This is a genomic window from Agromyces luteolus, assembly GCF_009729855.1.
Classification (GTDB): domain Bacteria; phylum Actinomycetota; class Actinomycetes; order Actinomycetales; family Microbacteriaceae; genus Agromyces; species Agromyces luteolus.
The window spans coordinates 172,275-191,122 of sequence record NZ_WODA01000025.1 but is presented as its reverse complement, the minus strand read 5'-3'; the positions used below and the strand labels follow the sequence as shown (position 1 = coordinate 191,122).

The window sequence follows — 18,848 nt, the reverse complement described above, 5'->3', positions numbered from 1 at the left end:
GACAGCATGGAGGTGACGGGTGGCTGACCCGAAGGGCTTTCTGAAGGTCACCGAGCGGGAGCTTCCCAAGCGTCGCCCCGTCCCGGTGCGCATCATGGACTGGAAAGAGGTCTACGAGCAGGGCGACTCCGCCCAGCTCCGACGCCAGGCCGGTCGATGCATGGACTGCGGCATCCCGTTCTGCCATCAGGGGTGCCCGCTCGGCAACCTGATCCCCGAGTGGAACGACCTGATGTGGCGCGGCGAGGGCCGTGCCGCGATCGAGCGGCTGCACGCGACGAACAACTTCCCGGAGTTCACGGGGCGGCTGTGCCCTGCGCCGTGCGAGTCGTCGTGCGTGCTCGGCATCAACCAGCCGGCCGTGACGATCAAGCAGGTCGAGGTCTCGATCATCGACCAGGCGTTCGGCAGCGGATGGGTGCAGCCGCAGCCGCCCGGACGCCTCACCGGGAAGACCGTCGCGGTCGTCGGCTCCGGCCCCGCCGGGCTCGCGGCCGCGCAGCAGCTGACGCGCGCCGGACACACCGTCGCCGTGTACGAACGCGACGACCGCATCGGGGGCCTCCTGCGCTACGGCATCCCCGACTTCAAGATGGAGAAGAAGCACCTCGAGCAGCGGCTCGCGCAGATGACGGCCGAGGGCACCCGCTTCCGGGCCGGCGTCGAGATCGGCGTCGACCTGTCGTGGGACGAGCTCCGCCGTCGCTACGACGCCGTCGTGGTCGCCACGGGCGCGCTCGTGCCGCGCGACCTGCCGATCCCCGGCCGCGACCTGCCGGGCGTGCACTTCGCCATGGAGTACCTGACCCAGTCCAACCGCGTGATCGCGGGCGACGACGTGTTCGACCAGATCAGCGCGGAGGGCAAGCACGTCGTGGTCCTCGGCGGCGGCGACACGGGCGCCGACTGCATCGGCACCGCCCACCGCCAGGGCGCGCTGTCGGTCACGAACCTGGCCATCGGCAAGCAGCCGAGCGCGACCCGCTCCGCGGACCAGCCGTGGCCGGTGCATCCGAACGTGTTCGAGGTGCAGAGCGCCCACGAGGAGGGCGGCCAGCGCCAGTACCTCGCCTCGACGGTCGAGTTCCTCGCCAACGACGTCGGCGAGGTCCGTGCGATCCGCGTCGCGGAGACCGAGTACCTCGACGGTCGCCGCGTCCCGAAGGCCGGCACGGAGCGCGAGATCCCCGCGGACCTCGTGCTGCTCGCACTGGGCTTCACGGGTCCCGAGACCGAGGCTGCGACCGACCAGCTCGGCCTCCGGCCGACGGAGCGCGGCAACTTCGCGCGCGAGGCGGACTACGCCACCGAGGAGCCCGGCGTGTTCGTCGCCGGCGACGCGGGCCGCGGGCAGTCGCTGATCGTGTGGGCCATCGCCGAGGGGCGGGCTGCGGCGGCATCCGTCGACCGGTACCTTGAAGGTGAGACGCAGCTGCCGAGCCCCATCCCCGCGACGGCGCGAGCCTTCGCCGTGTGACCCGGCGCCGACGGCGCCTGCAGACCCCGATCCAGCGCTTCGGCGCGCAACCCCTGGAGCACACACCACATGAGAAGAGCGAAGGTGGTCGCCACCCTCGGTCCGGCGACGTCGAGTTACGAGCAGATCCGCGCGATCATCGATGCGGGCGTCGACGTGGCCCGCATGAACCTCAGCCACGGCAGCTACGACGTGCACGAGGGCGTCTACCAGAACGTGCGGAAGGCGGCGAACGACTCCGGTCGGGCGGTGGCCGTGCTCGTCGACCTGCAGGGGCCGAAGATCCGCCTCGGCAAGTTCGCCGACGGGCCGCACGAGCTGGCCGAGGGCGACATCTTCAAGATCACGACGGACGACGTCGCCGGCACGAAGGAGATCGTCGGAACGACGTTCAAGGGCCTGCCCCAGGACGTCGAGCCGGGCGACCACCTCCTCATCGACGACGGCAAGGTCCGCGTGGAGGTGCTCGAGTCCGACGGCACGGTCGTGACGACCAAGGTGGTCGTGGCCGGGCCCGTCTCGAACAACAAGGGCATCAACCTCCCGGGCGTCGCGGTGAACGTCCCCGCGCTCTCCGAGAAGGACGAAGCCGATCTCCGCTGGGCGCTCAAGCTGGGGGCCGACCTCATCGCGCTCTCGTTCGTGCGCAACGCGGCGGACATCGACCGCGTGCACCAGATCATGTCCGAGGAGGGCAGGCGCCTCCCGGTCATCGCGAAGATCGAGAAGCCGCAGGCGGTCGACGCGCTGGAGGAGATCATCGAGGCGTTCGACGCCATCATGGTCGCCCGCGGCGACCTCGGCGTCGAGCTGCCCCTCGAGGCGGTGCCCATCGTGCAGAAGCGCGCGATCGAGATCGCCCGGCGCCTCGCCAAGCCCGTCATCGTGGCGACGCAGATGCTCGAGTCGATGACCCACGCGCCGGTGCCCACGCGCGCCGAGACGTCGGACGTCGCGAACGCCATCCTCGATGGCGCCGACGCGGTCATGCTCTCGGGTGAGACGAGCGTCGGCGAGTACCCGGTGCAGACGGTGAAGACGATGTGCCGCATCGTCGAGTCGACCGAGCGGCACGGTCTCGACCGCATCGCGCCGCTCGGCACCAAGCCGCGGACGCAGTCCGGGGCGATCACGCTGGCGGCGGTCGAGGTCGCGGACTTCGTCGAGGCGAAGTACCTCTGCGTGTTCACCGAGACCGGCGAGTCGGTGCGACGGATGGCGCGCATCCGCTCGGTCATCCCGATCCTCGCGTTCACGCCCGACCCTGCGATCCGACGCCGCATGGCGCTCTACTGGGGCGTCGAGTCGTTCGTGGTCGAGCGCGTGACCCACACCGACCAGATGGTCGGCCAGGTCGACGACGTGCTCGAGAAGACCGGCAAGGCGGTGACGGGCGAGAAGGTCGTCATCATCTCCGGATCGCCTCCCGGCATCCCCGGCACCACCAACGACGTGCGCGTGCACATCGTCGGCGAGGTGCTCTGACCCACGGTCCGCCCGACGGCCCGGTCGCGTGACGCGACCGGGCCGTCGGCGTCCGCGGACGTCGTCGTGCACCGGATCCGCTCGAGTGGTGCCGGTGGTGGGGGTCGAACCCACACGCCCTCACGGGCAAAGCATTTTGAGTGCTCCGCGTCTGCCATTCCGCCACACCGGCCCGGAGGCCCCGGCCAGAATACCGTAGGCTCTTCTGCGTGACAGACACCGAAGACACCCAGCCGGCTCCGCGTCGCGTCGTCGTCGCGGAGGACGAGTCGCTCATCCGCCTCGACATCGTCGAGATCCTGCGCGACCACGGCTACGAGGTGGTCGGCGAGGCCGGCGACGGCGAGACCGCGGTCCAGCTCGCGACCGAGCTGCGACCCGACCTGGTCATCATGGACGTGAAGATGCCCCAACTCGACGGCATCTCGGCGGCGGAGCGACTCTCGAAGGGGCACATCGCCCCGGTCGTGCTGCTGACCGCGTTCAGCCAGAAGGAGCTCGTCGAGCGTGCGAGCGAGGCGGGCGCCCTGGCGTACGTCGTCAAGCCGTTCACCCCCAACGACCTGCTTCCCGCGATCGAGATCGCGCTCGCCCGCCACGCGCAGATCATCGCGCTCGAGGCCGAGGTCGGCGACCTCGTCGAGCGGTTCGAGACCCGCAAGCTCGTCGACCGGGCGAAGGGCCTCCTGAACGAGAAGATGGGGCTGACCGAGCCCGAGGCGTTCCGCTGGATCCAGAAGGCGTCGATGGACCGGCGCCTGACCATGAAGGACGTCTCGCAGGCGATCATCGAGCAGCTGGCGCCGAAGAAGTCCTGAACCGACCACGCGGGCGGCCCGCCCGATGACGGATGCCGCGACGATTCGTTCGTCGCGGCATCCGTCGTCTGCGGGCGCTCCGCGACCGGTCCGGGGCGTCCGGCGGTGTCGGTGCCCGCTTGTAGTCTTGTCGGGTGCCGGACCCCACCCCCGTGAAGCCCACCCTGCTCGTCGTCGACGGCCACTCGTTGGCCTACCGCGCGTTCTACGCACTGCCGGTCGACAGCTTCAGCACCCGAGACGGCCAGCACACGAACGCCATCCACGGCTTCCTGTCGATGCTCCTCATGCTGCTGCGGCACGAGCGTCCGACGCACCTGGCCGTCGCGTTCGACACGTCGCGGCAGTCGTTCCGCACGCGCGAGTACACCGAGTACAAGGCGAACCGGAGCGAGACGCCGTCGGAGTTCAAGGGCCAGATCGGCCTCCTGAAGGACGCGCTCCGCGCCATGCGGATCACGGTGCTCGAGAAGGAGGACTACGAGGCCGACGACATCCTCGCCACGCTCGCAACGCGCGGCGCGGCCGAGGGCTACGAGGTGCTCGTCGTCTCGGGCGACCGCGACACCATCCAGCTCGTCGACGACGACGTGACGCTCCTCTATCCGAACGTGCAGGGCGTGTCGCAGCTGAAGCGCTACGACGCCGATGCGGTGCTCGAGCGCTACGGCGTGCGACCCGAGCAGTACCCCGAGGTCGCCGCGCTCGTCGGCGAGACGAGCGACAACCTGCCCGGCATCACGAAGGTCGGCGAGAAGACCGCGGTCAAGTGGCTGGGCCTGTACGGCAGCCTCGACGGCATCCTCGAGCACATCGACGAGATCAAGGGCGTGGTCGGCGACAACCTGCGTCGAGAGCGTGAGAACGCGATCCGCAACCGTCGCCTCAACCGCCTGGTCCGCGACCTCGAGCTCGACGTCGCGATCCGCGACCTCGCCGCGCAGCCCATGGACGAGGCGGCCGTGCGGGAGCTGTTCGACCGGCTCGAGTTCAAGACCCTGCTCGAGCGCGTCACGAAGATGGCGGCCGAGTCGAACGGGCTGACCGCCGACGGCACCGCGGCCCTGTCCGCCGAGGCGGAACCCGCGGCGGTGACCCCCGTTCCGCAGTCGCTCCGCGGCGACGACCTCGCCGACTGGCTCGCGCGCTCGACCGCCGCCGAGCCCGCGGGCCTCGGACTCAGCCTCGAGGTCCTCGACGGGCGCGTGATCGGCGCGGGCATCGCGAGCACGACCGAGAGCGTCCGGCTCGACTGGGCCGCGGGCGACGCCGAGCTCGCCCCCTTCGAGGCGTGGCTCGCCGGCGACGCGCCGAAGGTCATGACCGACGCCAAGCCGCAGCTCAAGGCGCTCCGCCGATCGGGACTCGCATTCGACGGCCTCGTCGTCGACACGCTGATCGCGGGCTGGCTCGTCCGCCCGAGCCTGGCGGAGAAGGACCTGGTCGACCTCGTCTCCCGCTACCTCGGCGAGACCGTCCCCATGGCCGACCCGTCGCAGCTGGTGCCCGATGCCGACAGCACCGCCGGCGCGCCCGAGTTCGCCTGGTATTCGCTGCGCGTCGCGCCGCACGTGCTCGCGGCGCTCTCCGAGGGGTCGCGCCGGGTCCTCGCCGACATCGAGATCCCGATCGTCGGCGTCCTCGCCGAGATGGAGCTGCGCGGCGTCACGGTCGAGCACGCGACGCTCTCGGAGCTCTCCGGCCAGCTCGGCGAGCGGGCCGCGGCGCTCGCGCAGTCCGCGTACGACGAGATCGGCCGCGAGGTCAACCTCGGCTCGCCGAAGCAGCTGCAGGAGGTGCTGTTCGAGCAGCTCGGCATGCCGAAGACGCGCGCCACCAAGACGGGGTACTCGACCGACGCGGGGGCGCTCGCCGACCTGCAGGAGACGAACCCGCACCCGTTCCTCGGGCTCCTGCTCGAGCACCGCGACGCCACGAAGCTCCGGCAGATCGTCGAGACGCTCGACAAGTCGATCCAGTCCGACGGCCGCGTCCGCACGAGCTACGTGCAGGTGGGCACGACGACGGGCCGCATCTCGTCGACCGACCCCAACCTCCAGAACATCCCGGTCCGCACCGAGGAGGGGCGTCGCATCCGCGCGGCCTTCACCCACGGCCCGGAGTACGTCGAACTGCTCACGGCCGACTACTCGCAGATCGAGATGCGGATCATGGCGCACCTGTCGGAGGACCCGGGGCTCATCGAGGCGTTCCACTCCGGCGAGGACCTGCACCGCTTCGTGGGCGCCCGGATCTTCGACGTCGAGCCGGCCGACGTCACGCCGCTCATGCGCACGAAGGTGAAGGCGATGTCGTACGGCCTGGCGTACGGGCTGAGCGCCTTCGGCCTCTCCAAGCAGCTGCGCATCGACCGCGCCGAGGCGACGCAGCTCATGAAGGACTACTTCGAACGGTTCGGCGCCGTCCGCGACTACCTCCGCGGCGTCGTCGCGCAGGCGAAGGTCGACGGCTACACCGAGACGATCTTCGGCCGACGCCGTCCCTTCCCCGACCTCAACAGCCCCAACCGCGTGCTCCGCGAGAACGCCGAGCGTGCAGCGCTCAACGCCCCGATCCAGGGATCGGCGGCCGACATCATGAAGTTCGCGATGATCGGGGTCGAAGGCGAGCTGAGCATGCGCGAGCTGCGCTCGCGCATGCTCATGCAGGTGCACGACGAGCTCATCTTCGAGGTCGCCGAGGGCGAGGGCGACGAGCTCGAGGCCCTCGTGCACGAGCGGATGTCGCATGCCGCGGAGCTGCTCGTGCCGCTCGACGTGCAGGTCGGCCGGGGTCGCGACTGGGAGGACGCGGCGCACTGACCCCGGCCGGGCCGAGGTCGGGTCGCCGGAAGCGAGGGGAACTCCTCCGGAAGCGAGGGGAACTCGTCGCTTCGCGGTCGCGGCACGCGCTCGTCTAGGCTCGCGATCATGGTCATCGCCGCCCGAACCCCGACCGCCGTCGACCGCATCGCCGAGGACTGGGTCGACACCATCGTCGAGCTGAACCCCACGGTCGGCACCTACATCGGCCGCACCGACCAGGATCACCGGCTTCCCGACTTCTCGCCCGACGGGCACGAGTCGCGGATGGACGCCGTGCGGGCGGCGAGGACCGCGCTCGCGTCGGCGGCGGCCGCCGACGACGTCGACCGCATCACGGTGGCCGACCTCGGCGCCGAGCTCGGGCTCGACCTCGAGGCGGATGCCGCCGGCCTGCACCTGCGAGACCTCAACGTGATCGCGAGCCCCGCCCAGGAGATCCGCGAGGTCTTCGACCTCATGCCCAGGTCCGGCGAGGCGGACTGGGCCCGGATCGCGACGCGGCTGTCGGCGGTTCCGGGCGCGATCGACGGGTACGTCGAGACGCTGCGCCTCGGGATCGAGCGGGGCGTCGTCCCGGCCGTCCGGCAGGTGCGCGAGGTGGCGGTGCAGGCACGCCGGCACGCCCGCGCCGACGGCTTCTTCGCGTCGTTCGTCGGCGGTGCCGACGAGGTTGCGGGGGAGTCGCTGCGGCGCGACCTCGACGCAGGCGCCGCGGCCGCGGCATCCGCCTACGGGCGCCTCGCCGAGTTCCTCGAGGTGGAGCTCGCCCCTCGCGCGGGAGCCGACGACGCCGTCGGCCGGGAGGTCTACGCGCTCCGGTCGCGCCGCTTCCTCGGCGCGGTCGTCGACCTCGACGAGACGTACGAGTGGGGCGTCGAGGAACTGACCCGCATGGTCGCGGAGCAGGAGGCCGTCGCGAGCGAGATCCTGCCCGGCGCGAGCGTCGAGGAGGCCGTCGCGCACCTCGAGGCGGATCCGGCGAGGAAGCTGGTCGGCACCGAGGCGCTGCAGCGGTGGATGCAGGAGACGAGCGACCGCGCGGTCGCGGAGCTCGGAGCGACGCAGTTCGACATCCCGGAGGAGATCCGCACGCTCGAGTGCCTCATCGCGCCCACGCAGGAGGGCGGCATCTACTACACCGGACCGAGCGACGACTTCACGCGTCCCGGGCGGATGTGGTGGTCGGTCCCGGAGGGCGTCACCGAGTTCGACACGTGGCGCGAGAAGACCACGGTCTACCACGAGGGCGTCCCGGGTCACCACCTGCAGATCGGCCAGGCCGTCGTGAACCGCGGTGAGCTGAACACCTGGCGGCGGCAGCTGGCGGGCACGTCGGGGCACGCCGAGGGCTGGGCGCTGTACGCGGAGCGGCTCATGCAGGACCTCGGGTACCTCGACGACCCGGCCGACCGGCTCGGCATGCTGGACGGCCAGCGGATGCGGGCGGCGCGCGTGGTCCTCGACATCGGAGTGCACCTCGGCAAGCCCCGGCCGGACGGCGGCGGCGCGTGGACCGGGGAGTACGCGTTCGACTTCATGGGCCGGAACGTCAACATGCCGTCGGAGTTCGTCCGCTTCGAGGTGCACCGCTACCTCGGCTGGCCCGGGCAGGCGCCGTCGTACAAGGTCGGGCAGCGCATCTGGGAGCGACTGCGCGACGACGTGCGTCGGCGCGAGGGGGCGGCGTTCGACATCCGTTCGTTCCACCGGCGGGCGCTGTCGCTCGGCGGCGTCGGCCTCGACACCCTGCGGGGCGCGCTCGCGGAGTGAAGGAGGCCGCCCGGAACGGGCGCCGGGCGTCGGCACGTCGCGCGCCCGGCGGCGGTCGCAGGGTGTCGCGACACGCCCGGGTTGCTGCGCGCTGTCGTGAACGGCTAGGATGGAGCGTCACTCGTGTGACGATCCTGTCCGCCTGCCCGTCGCGGACCAACCAAAGACACCGCTCTTCCCGCGTCGGGCCCGATACTGTCCATTCGGAGCATCCACTACATGACAACCGCAACGACCAAGGCGCCCAAGCAGGTCGCGATCAACGACATCGGATCTGCTGACGATTTCCTCGCCGCGGTCGAGAAGACGCTCAAGTTCTTCAACGACGGCGACCTCATCGAGGGCACCGTCGTGAAGATCGACCGCGACGAGGTCCTCCTCGACGTCGGCTACAAGACCGAGGGTGTCATCCCCTCCCGCGAACTCTCCATCAAGCACGACGTCGACCCCAGCGAGGTCGTCGAGGTCGGCGACTCCGTCGAGGCCCTCGTTCTCCAGAAGGAGGACAAGGAAGGCCGTCTGATCCTGTCGAAGAAGCGCGCGCAGTACGAGCGCGCGTGGGGCGACGTGGAGAAGATCAAGGAGAACGACGGCGTCGTCACCGGCTCGGTCATCGAGGTCGTCAAGGGCGGCCTCATCGTCGACATCGGCCTCCGCGGCTTCCTGCCGGCCTCGCTCATCGAGCTGCGCCGCGTCCGCGACCTCACGCCGTACCTCGGCCAGGAGATCGAGGCGAAGATCCTCGAGCTCGACAAGAACCGCAACAACGTGGTCCTGTCGCGTCGCGCCCTCCTCGAGCAGACCCAGTCGGAGTCGCGCTCGACCTTCCTGCAGAACCTCCACCCGGGCCAGATCCGCAAGGGCGTCATCTCGTCGATCGTCAACTTCGGTGCGTTCGTCGACCTCGGTGGCGTCGACGGTCTCGTCCACGTCTCGGAGCTCTCGTGGAAGCACATCGAGCACGCATCCGAGGTCGTCGAGGTCGGCCAGGAGGTCACCGTCGAGGTGCTCTCCGTCGAGCTCGACCGCGAGCGCGTCTCGCTGTCGCTCAAGGCGACCCAGGAGGACCCGTGGCAGGTCTTCGCGCGTACGCACGCGATCGGCCAGGTCACCCCGGGCAAGGTCACGAAGCTCGTGCCGTTCGGCGCGTTCGTCCGCGTCGCGGACGGCATCGAGGGCCTCGTGCACATCTCGGAGCTGTCGGGCCGCCACGTCGAGCTCGCCGAGCAGGTCGTGTCGGTCGGCGAAGAGGTCTTCGTCAAGGTCATCGACATCGACCTCGAGCGTCGCCGCATCTCGCTGTCGCTCAAGCAGGCCAACGAGGGTGTCGACCCCGAGGGCACCGAGTTCGACCCGGCGCTCTACGGCATGCTCACCGAGTACGACGAGCAGGGCAACTACAAGTACCCCGAGGGCTTCGACCCCGAGACCAACGAGTGGCGCGAGGGCTTCGAGGCCCAGCGCGAGAAGTGGGAGCAGGAGTACGCTGCGGCCCAGGCTCGCTGGGAGGCGCACAAGAAGCAGGTCGCGGCCTCGCTCGCGGCGCAGACGTCGGACGACTCGTTCTCGTCGGGCACCTCGTCGTACTCGAGCGACTCGGCCGGCGCGGGCACCCTCGCCGACGACGCCTCGCTGGCGGCGCTGCGCGAGAAGCTCTCGAGCAACTAGTCGCCCCGCGCGGTCTCGCGCTGCGCGAACGGCACACGGAAGGCCGGTCCCCTCGGGGGCCGGCCTTCCGGCGTCCCGGCGCGCTGCGCTTCCGGTCGTCGCGTCCGCCCCGCCTTCCGGGCGACGTGCGGGACACCAATAGAGTGGGGGTGTGTATCTGATCGGCCTCACCGGCGGCATCGCGTCGGGCAAGTCCACCGTCGCGCGCCGGCTCGTCGAGCACGGCGCCATCCACCTCGACGCCGACCAGCTCGCGCGTCGGGTCGTCGAGCCGGGTTCGACCTGCCTGCAGTCGATCGTCGACGAGTTCGGGCAGGGCGTGCTCCGTCCGGACGGAACGCTCGACCGGCAGCGGCTCGGAGAGCTCGTGTTCCGGGACGAGGGGGCGCGCGCGCGGCTGAACGCGATCGTGCACCCGGCGGTCCGGGAGCTGTCGGGGAGGCTCATCGCGAAGGCCGAGGAGGAGGATCCGCAGGCCGTGGTCGTCTACGACGTGCCGCTGCTCGTCGAGGCGCAGGTCGACCATCCGTTCGACCTCGTGGTCGTCACGAGCGCTCCCAAGCGCGCGCAGGTGAAGCGACTGGTCGAGGAGCGGGGCCTCGATCCGATCCAGGCCGAGGCGCGCGTGGACGCCCAGGTGAGCGACGAGGAGCGGCGTGCGGTCGCGGACGTCGTCATCGACACGGGCGGTACGATCGCGCACACGATGAGCCAGGCCGACGCGCTCTGGGTCGACATCGAGCGGGCCCGGAAGGCGGCGCGCGAACGACCGAGCGGCTGACGCCCGGCGTCGGCGTTCGCTGACCGCGATCCCGGGGATCGTGTCGGTGGGCGAACCTAGACTCGGATCCATGCAGTCCACCCGTTCCGTGCGCCCGTTCGAGGTCGTCAGCGAGTACGCACCGAGCGGCGACCAGCCGCAGGCGATCGCCGACCTGGCCGGGCGGATCAACGCCGGTGAGACCGACGTGGTGCTGCTCGGCGCCACCGGCACCGGCAAGTCGGCGACGACGGCCTGGCTCATCGAACAGGTGCAGCGGCCGACGCTCGTCCTCGCGCACAACAAGACCCTCGCCGCCCAGCTCGCCAACGAGTTCCGCGAGCTGATGCCGAACAACGCGGTCGAGTACTTCGTCTCGTACTACGACTACTACCAGCCCGAGGCGTACGTGCCGCAGACGGACACGTTCATCGAGAAGGACTCCTCGATCAACGCCGAGGTCGAGCGGCTCCGCCACTCGACGACGAACTCGCTGCTGAGCCGGCGCGACGTGGTCGTGGTCTCGACGGTCTCATGCATCTACGGGCTCGGCACGCCCGAAGAGTACCTCAGCGCGATGATGCCGCTGCAGGTGGGCCAGCGGGTCGACCGCGACTGGCTCATCCGCAAGTTCGTGTCGATGCAGTACCAGCGCAACGACGTCGACTTCTCGCGCGGCACGTTCCGCGTACGCGGCGACACGATCGAGATCATCCCGGTCTACGAGGAGCACGCGATCCGGATCGAGATGTTCGGCGACGAGGTCGAAGCGCTGCACAGCCTGCATCCGCTGACGGGAACGGTCGTCGCGAAGCTCGACGCGGTGCCGGTCTTCCCGGCGTCGCACTACGTCGCGAGCGTCGATGTCATGCAACGCGCGATCGGCACGATCCGCGACGAGCTCGACGAGCGGCTGCAGGAGCTCGAGCGCGAGGGCAAGCTGCTCGAGGCCCAGCGGCTCCGCATGCGGACGACGTTCGACCTCGAGATGATGGAGCAGATCGGCTTCTGCTCGGGCATCGAGAACTACTCGCGCCACATCGACGGTCGCGCACCGGGGGAGGCGCCGCACTGCCTCCTCGACTACTTCCCCGACGACCTCCTCGTCGTGATCGACGAGTCGCACGTCACCGTGCCGCAGATCGGCGCGATGTACGAGGGCGACGCGTCGCGCAAGCGCACCCTGGTCGAGCACGGGTTCCGGCTGCCGAGCGCGCTCGACAACCGACCGCTGAAGTTCGACGAGTTCAAGGACCGCGTCGGCCAGACCGTGTACCTCTCGGCGACCCCGGGCAGGTACGAGATGGGCATCGCCGACGGCGTGGTCGAGCAGATCATCCGTCCGACGGGACTCGTCGACCCCGAGATCGTCGTGAAGCCCAGCAAGGGCCAGATCGACGACCTGCTCGAGGAGATCCGAGCCCGGGCCGAGCGCGACGAGCGCGTGCTCGTCACCACGCTCACGAAGCGGATGGCGGAGGAGCTCACCGACTTCCTGACCGAGGCCGGCGTGCGCGTGCGGTACCTGCACTCCGACGTCGACACGCTCCGGCGCGTCGAGCTCCTGACCGAACTCCGGGCGGGGGTGTACGACGTGCTGGTCGGGATCAATCTCCTCCGCGAGGGACTCGACCTGCCCGAGGTGTCGCTCGTGGCCATCCTCGATGCCGACAAGGAGGGGTTCCTGCGCTCCTCGACCTCGCTCATCCAGACGATCGGTCGTGCGGCCCGAAACGTCTCGGGCCAGGTCCACATGTACGCCGACGTGATGACGGAGTCGATGCAGCTCGCCATCGACGAGACGAACCGGCGCCGCGACAAGCAGGTCGACTACAACCGCGTGAACGGCATCGACCCGACGCCCCTCCGCAAGCGCATCGCCGACATCACCGAGGTGCTCGCCCGCGAGGAGGCCGACACGGCCGCGCTCCTCGCCGGGCGCGACGGGCGGAAGACCTCGCCGGTGCCGATGAAGCGCGACGGCATCGCCGCGGCCGGGGCGAACGACCTCGAAGAGCTGATCCGCGACCTCAACGACCAGATGCTCGAGGCCGCGGGCGAACTGAAGTTCGAGCTCGCCGCGCGCCTGCGCGACGAGGTGTCCGAGTTGAAGCGCGAGCTGCGCCAGATGGAGAAGGCGGGGCACCTCGGCTGATCGCACGGCGCGTTCGCGCGACATCCGGGCGGATTTCGAACGTGTGTTCGCTCTCAGCAGGTGCGCTCACGGCATGCGTGTCGGAGGCCGTTCGTAGACTCGTAGGGTGCCAGTTTCACGTCTCGATGCCCATTCGCGCCTGAGTGTCCGGGGGGCACGCGTCCACAACCTGCGCGACGTCGACGTCGAGATCCCGCGCGATGCGATGGTCGTGTTCACCGGCCTCTCGGGCTCGGGCAAGTCGTCGCTCGCGTTCGACACGATCTTCGCGGAGGGTCAGCGTCGCTACGTCGAGTCGCTCTCCGCGTACGCGCGGCAGTTCCTCGGTCAGGTCGATCGGCCCGACGTCGACTTCATCGAGGGACTGAGCCCGGCGGTGTCGATCGACCAGAAGTCCACCAACCGCAACCCGAGGTCGACGGTCGGCACGATCACCGAGATCTACGACTACATGCGGCTGCTCTGGGCGCGCATCGGCGTGCCCCACTGCCCGGTCTGCGGCGAGCGGATCCAGCGCCAGACCGTGCAGCAGATCGCCGACCGCCTGATGGAGCTCGAGGCAGGCACGCGATTCCAGGTGCTCAGCCCCGTCGTCTCGCAGAAGAAGGGCGAGTTCGTCGACCTCTTCCGCGAGCTCTCCGGGCAGGGCTACTCCCGTGCGGTCGTCGACGGCGAGTTGATCCGCCTCGACGAGGCGCCGAAGCTGAAGAAGCAGGTCAAGCACGACATCTCGGTCGTGATCGACCGGCTCGTGGCATCCGACGATCTCCTGGGCAGGCTCACCGACTCGCTCGAGACCGCCCTGCGGCTGACCGACGGCCTGGTGCAGGTCAACTACGTCGACCGTGAGGGGGATGCCGCGTGGCAGACCTTCTCCGAGAAGCTCAGCTGCCCCAACCAGCACCCGATCGCGCTCACCGAGATCGAACCGCGCACGTTCTCGTTCAACGCGCCCTTCGGCGCGTGCCCCGAGTGCTCGGGGCTCGGAACGCGGATGTCGGTGGACGAGGAGCTGCTGCTCGGCGATCCGGCGCTCAGCATCGCCGAAGGCGTGATCCTGCCGTGGACCTCGCAGGGCAAGAGCCTCTACAACTACTACGAGAAGCTCTTGGACGGGCTGGCCCGCGACCTGGGCTTCTCGCTCGACACGCCGTGGGAGGAGCTCGACGCGGACGCCCGCCACGCGGTGCTCCGCGGCGACAACTTCGAGGTGCGCGTCCGCTGGAAGAACCGCTACGGGCGCGAGATGAGCTACACCTCCGGCTTCGAAGGGGTCGTGCCGTACATCGAGCGGCAGTACCTCCAGGCCGAGACCGACGTGCAGCGCGCCCGCTGGGCCGAGTACCTCCGCGAGATCCCCTGCCCGGTCTGCCGAGGCGACCGACTGAAGCCGGAAGTGCTCGCGGTCCTCATCCACGACGCCTCGATCGCCGACGTGTGCCGGCTCAGCCTGCACGACGCGCGCGCGTTCATGGACCGCCTCGAGCTCACCGACCGCGAGCAGGCGATCGCGGCCCAGGTGCTCCGCGAGATCAAGCTCCGACTCGACTTCCTCATCCGCGTCGGCCTCAGCTACCTCGACCTGGCCCGCGCGGCGGGCACGCTGTCCGGCGGCGAGGCGCAGCGCATCCGGCTCGCCACCCAGATCGGCTCGGGACTCACGGGCGTGCTCTACGTGCTCGACGAGCCGAGCATCGGCCTGCACCAGCGCGACAACCGAAGGCTCATCGACACCCTCGTGGCCCTTCGCGACCTCGGCAACACCCTGATCGTCGTCGAGCACGACGAGGACACCATCCGCACGGCGGACTGGATCGTCGACATCGGCCCCGGAGCGGGCGTGCACGGCGGCACGGTCGTGCACAGCGGCAGCTACGCCGACCTGATGAAGAACACCGAGTCGCTCACGGGCGACTACCTCGCCGGGCGGCGCGAGATCGCGATCCCGGCGGCGCGCCGGCCGATCGACCATGATCGGATGATCCGGGTCGAGGGCGCCCAGGCGAACAACCTCCGCAGCGTCGACGTCGAGTTCCCGCTCGGGACCTTCACGGCGGTCACGGGCGTGAGCGGGTCGGGCAAGTCGTCGCTCGTGAACGACATCCTCTACCGGGTGCTCGCGAACCGACTCAACGGAGCGCGCAAGGTGCCCGGCAAGCACCGTCGCGTGAGCGGGCTCGAGCACCTCGACAAGGTGGTGCACGTCGACCAGGCGCCGATCGGCCGCACACCGCGCTCGAACCCTGCGACCTACACCGGCGTGTTCGACCGCATCCGGACGCTGTTCTCGGAGACGGCCGAGGCGAAGGCCCGCGGCTACCTCCCGGGCCGGTTCAGCTTCAACGTCAAGGGCGGCCGCTGCGAGGCGTGCTCGGGCGACGGCACGATCAAGATCGAGATGAACTTCCTTCCCGACGTGTACGTCGCGTGCGAGGTGTGCGGCGGCAAGCGCTACAACCGCGAGACGCTGCAGGTGCACTACAAGGGCAGGAACATCGCCGAGGTGCTCGAGATGCCGATCAGCGAGGCGGCGGAGTTCTTCGAGCCCATCTCCGCGATCCACCGCTACCTCAAGACGCTCGTCGACGTCGGCCTGGGCTACGTCCAGCTCGGGCAGAGTGCGACGACCCTCTCGGGCGGCGAGGCGCAGCGCGTGAAGCTCGCGACCGAGCTGCAGCGCCGGTCGAACGGGCGCAGCGTCTACGTGCTCGACGAGCCGACGACCGGCCTGCACTTCGAGGACGTGCGGAAGCTGCTCAAGGTGCTCGGCAAGCTGGTGGAGAAGGGCAACACCGTCATCGTGATCGAGCACAGCCTCGACGTGATCAAGTCGGCCGACTGGATCATCGACCTCGGGCCGGAGGGCGGTTCGGGCGGCGGCCAGGTCGTCGCGACCGGAACGCCCGAGCAGGTCGCCGAGGTCCACGAGAGCCACACGGGGTACTTCCTGCGCGAGATCTTCGAGGCCGCCGCCGGCCCGGCGGTCGCCGCAAGCTGAGCATGGCGAACACCGTCCCGTACCGCCCGCGGCCGGGGGAGATCCCGACCGATCCGGGTGTGTACCGCTTCCGCGACGCCGACCGCCGCGTGCTCTACGTCGGCAAGGCGATGAACCTGCGCGCGCGTGTGTCGAACTACTTCGCCCCGCTCCACACGCTCCACGAGCGCACCCGCCGAATGGTCACGACCGCGGCATCCGTCGAGTGGACGGTCGTCGGGAACGACATCGAGGCTCTCCAGCTCGAGTACACGTGGATCAAGGAGTTCGACCCGCCGTTCAACGTCAAGTACCGAGACGACAAGTCCTACCCGTACCTCGCGGTGACGCTCGCCGACGAGGCGCCGCGCGCGATCGTCACCCGGCGGCGCGGCATCCCGGGTGCGCGGTACTTCGGTCCGTACCCGAAGGTCTGGGCGGTCAACGAGACGCTCGACCTGCTGCTGAAGCTCTTCCCGATCCGCACGTGCAAGGACTCCGACTACAAGCGGGCGATCCAGACCGGCAAGCCCTGCTTCGCCGGCCAGATCGGACGGTGCTTCGGCCCGTGCTCGGGCCGGGTCACGATCGCCGAGCACCGGGCGAACGTCGACCGGTTCGTGGCCTTCATGCAGAACCAGGATCGACGGATCATCACCGACCTCACGCAGCAGATGCGGGCGGCCGCGGCCGTGCAGGACTACGAGACCGCCGCGCGACGGCGAGACGAACTGCAGGCGGCCGAGTCGTTCTTCGAGAAGAGCGCGGTCGTCCTCCGCGACCACGTCGACGTCGACGTCTTCGGCATCGACCACGACGAGCTCGCGGCGGCCGTGCACCTCTTCATAGTCCGCGGGGGCAGGGTCCGCGGCGTGCGGTCGTGGACGGTCGACACCGAGCTCGACATGAGCCTCGGCGACCTCGTCGACTCGGTCGTGCAGAACGCGTACGGCGACGACATCCGCCCGCCCGTCGAGGTCGTCGTCCCGGCGCTGCCCGACGACGCCGAGGCGCTCGAGGGCTGGCTCGCGGCGCTCGGCGGCCGCAAGGTGCGACTCAGGGCCGCCCGGCGCGGCGACAAGGCGGCGCTGCTCGAGACGGCGACGCAGAACGCGCGCCAGACGCTCATGCTCTACAAGACCCGGCGGAGCGCCGACTTCACCGCCCGCTCACGCGCACTCGAGGACATCCAGGAGGCGCTCGGGATGGCCGATGCGCCGCTGCGGATCGAGTGCTTCGACGTCTCGCACCTCAGCGGCACGAACGTCGTCGCGTCGATGGTCGTCTTCGAGGACGGGCTCCCGCGCAAGGACGAGTACCGACGGTTCACCATCCCGAGCACCACCGACGACACCGACTCGATCCACCAGGTCCTGACGCGCCGGCTCGCGTACCTCGCGTCGCCGGAGGACGGCGAGGGCGAGACGGATGCCGCGGGCGCCGACTCCACGCGGAGCGACACGGCGGCGCGGGCCGCCGACGCCGTCCCCGACCCCGCGGCCGACGGCGAGGTCGTGACGCCCTCGCGCCGTGCGAAGTTCGCGTACCGGCCGAACCTGCTCGTCGTCGACGGCGGGCAGCCGCAGGTCGCCGCGGCCGCGCGGGCGCTGCGCGAGTCCGGTGTCGAGGGCGTCTACCTCTGCGGCATCGCGAAGCGCCTCGAGGAGATCTGGACCCCGGAATCCGACTTCCCGGTGATCCTCCCGCGCAACAGCGACGCCCTGTTCCTCTTCCAGCGCGTCCGCGACGAGGCGCACCGCTTCGCGATCACGCACCAGCGGCAGCGCCGCAGGCGGGACATCACGACCGTCCTGTCCGAGGTGCCCGGGCTCGGTCCCGCCCGCGTGAAGGCGCTGCTGAAGCACTTCGGCTCGGTCGCGCGGCTCCGCGACGCCGACGAGTCCGCCATCGCGGAGGTGCCGGGCATCGGGCCGGGCCTCGCGTCGGCCGTCCGCTCGCACCTGGAGGGATCGCGGCGTTCCGCCGCGGACTAGGCTGGACCATCGGGGGAACGCAGGAAGGGAGCGCCGAGCGAGATGACCGACGGCGATCGCCAGGAGATGCTCATCGTCACGGGGATGTCGGGGGCCGGACGCTCCACCGTCGCCGACGCACTCGAGGACCTCGGCTGGTACGTCGTCGACAACCTCCCGCCGCAGATGCTGCGGCCGCTCGTCGAACTCGCCCAGCGGGCGGGGGCGTCGCTGCCGCGGATCGCCGCGGTCGTCGACATCCGCGGTGGCACCTTCTTCTCGGAGCTCCAGGAGATGGTCGAGTCGCTGCGCGACAAGGTCGACGTGCGCGTCGTGTTCCTCGATGCGAACGACGCGGTGCTCGTGCGCCGGTTCGAGTCCGTGCGGCGCCCGCATCCGCTCCAGGGCGACGGCACGCTGCTCGAGGGCATCACGGCCGAGCGCGCCCGGCTCGCGGAGGTGCGCGAATCGAGCGACATCATCGTCGACAGCTCCGACCTGAACATCCACCAGCTCGCGACCCTCGTCACCGAGACGTTCGCCGAGGAGGATCGCGCGGGGCTGCGCGTCATCGTCCAGAGCTTCGGATTCAAGTACGGACTGCCGCCCGACGCCGACCTCGTCGCCGACGCGCGATTCCTGCCGAACCCGTTCTGGGAGCCCGAACTGCGCGCCCACACCGGCGAGGATCCCGAGGTCGCGGAGTTCGTGCTCGGCCAGCCCGGGGCGCGTGAGTTCCTCGACGCGTACGTCGCGGCGCTCCGTCCGGTCCTCGAGGGCTACCAACGGGAGAACAAGCGCCATGCGACGATCGCGCTCGGCTGCACGGGCGGCAAGCACCGCTCGGTGGCGCTCGTGCGCGAGCTCGCGGCGCGCCTGAGAACGATCCCCGGGCTCGCGGTCAGCGTGAAGCACCGCGACCTCGGACGGGAATGAACGC

11 protein-coding genes and 1 tRNA gene are annotated in these 18,848 nt (G+C 70.2%); 11 read left to right on the top strand and 1 reads right to left on the bottom strand.

What is annotated here, in order from left to right; genetic code table 11:
* The first annotated feature begins 19 nt into the window (after positions 1 to 19).
* Together GLX25_RS14540 and pyk are read left to right on the top strand one after the other, a co-directional pair.
* Positions 20 to 1,477, top strand: coding sequence for a glutamate synthase subunit beta (locus GLX25_RS14540; protein ID WP_166548848.1), 1,458 nt, complete (start codon positions 20 to 22; stop codon positions 1,475 to 1,477).
* Between the two features lie 69 nt (positions 1,478 to 1,546).
* Positions 1,547 to 2,962 carry a pyruvate kinase gene (pyk, locus tag GLX25_RS14535; protein ID WP_155843222.1) on the top strand — a complete coding sequence of 472 codons (1,416 nt, stop codon included), beginning with the start codon at positions 1,547 to 1,549 and terminating at the stop codon, positions 2,960 to 2,962.
* Positions 2,963 to 3,048: 86 nt separating this feature from the next.
* Here the strand turns inward: pyk and GLX25_RS14530 are convergent.
* Positions 3,049 to 3,134: transfer RNA gene (locus GLX25_RS14530), tRNA-Leu, on the bottom strand.
* Positions 3,135 to 3,171: 37 nt separating this feature from the next.
* On the opposite strand from GLX25_RS14530, the gene GLX25_RS14525 reads away from it, so the two are divergent.
* From GLX25_RS14525 to rapZ, 9 genes are all read left to right on the top strand, one after another.
* Positions 3,172 to 3,780, top strand: coding sequence for an ANTAR domain-containing response regulator (locus GLX25_RS14525; RefSeq protein WP_166548847.1), 609 nt, complete (start codon positions 3,172 to 3,174; stop codon positions 3,778 to 3,780).
* A gap of 134 nt (positions 3,781 to 3,914) precedes the next feature.
* Positions 3,915 to 6,602, top strand: a complete 2,688-nt coding sequence (gene polA, locus GLX25_RS14520) for a DNA polymerase I (RefSeq protein WP_271192372.1) — start codon at positions 3,915 to 3,917, stop codon at positions 6,600 to 6,602.
* Positions 6,603 to 6,710: 108 nt separating this feature from the next.
* Entirely contained in the window at positions 6,711 to 8,375 is a 1,665-nt protein-coding gene (locus GLX25_RS14515) for a DUF885 domain-containing protein (protein ID WP_155843220.1), read from the top strand.
* A 219-nt stretch (positions 8,376 to 8,594) separates the two neighbouring features.
* A complete protein-coding gene (rpsA, locus tag GLX25_RS14510) occupies positions 8,595 to 10,043 on the top strand; it encodes a 30S ribosomal protein S1 (protein ID WP_155843218.1) in 1,449 nt (482 codons plus the stop codon).
* Between the two features lie 151 nt (positions 10,044 to 10,194).
* Complete coding sequence (gene coaE / locus GLX25_RS14505) at positions 10,195 to 10,824, top strand: dephospho-CoA kinase (protein ID WP_166548846.1); 630 nt, start codon at positions 10,195 to 10,197, stop codon at positions 10,822 to 10,824.
* 70 nt (positions 10,825 to 10,894) lie between these two features.
* Positions 10,895 to 12,958 carry an excinuclease ABC subunit UvrB gene (uvrB, locus tag GLX25_RS14500; RefSeq protein ID WP_155843216.1) on the top strand — a complete coding sequence of 688 codons (2,064 nt, stop codon included), beginning with the start codon at positions 10,895 to 10,897 and terminating at the stop codon, positions 12,956 to 12,958.
* Positions 12,959 to 13,064: 106 nt separating this feature from the next.
* Positions 13,065 to 15,956, top strand: coding sequence for an excinuclease ABC subunit UvrA (gene uvrA, locus GLX25_RS14495; RefSeq protein WP_166548845.1), 2,892 nt, complete (start codon positions 13,065 to 13,067; stop codon positions 15,954 to 15,956).
* A gap of 2 nt (positions 15,957 to 15,958) precedes the next feature.
* On the top strand, positions 15,959 to 17,929 hold the full coding sequence (gene uvrC / locus GLX25_RS14490) for an excinuclease ABC subunit UvrC (RefSeq protein WP_155843214.1): 1,971 nt from the start codon (positions 15,959 to 15,961) through the stop codon (positions 17,927 to 17,929).
* A 42-nt stretch (positions 17,930 to 17,971) separates the two neighbouring features.
* Positions 17,972 to 18,844, top strand: a complete 873-nt coding sequence (gene rapZ / locus GLX25_RS14485; RefSeq protein WP_155843212.1) for an RNase adapter RapZ — start codon at positions 17,972 to 17,974, stop codon at positions 18,842 to 18,844.
* Positions 18,845 to 18,848: the final 4 nt, after the last annotated feature.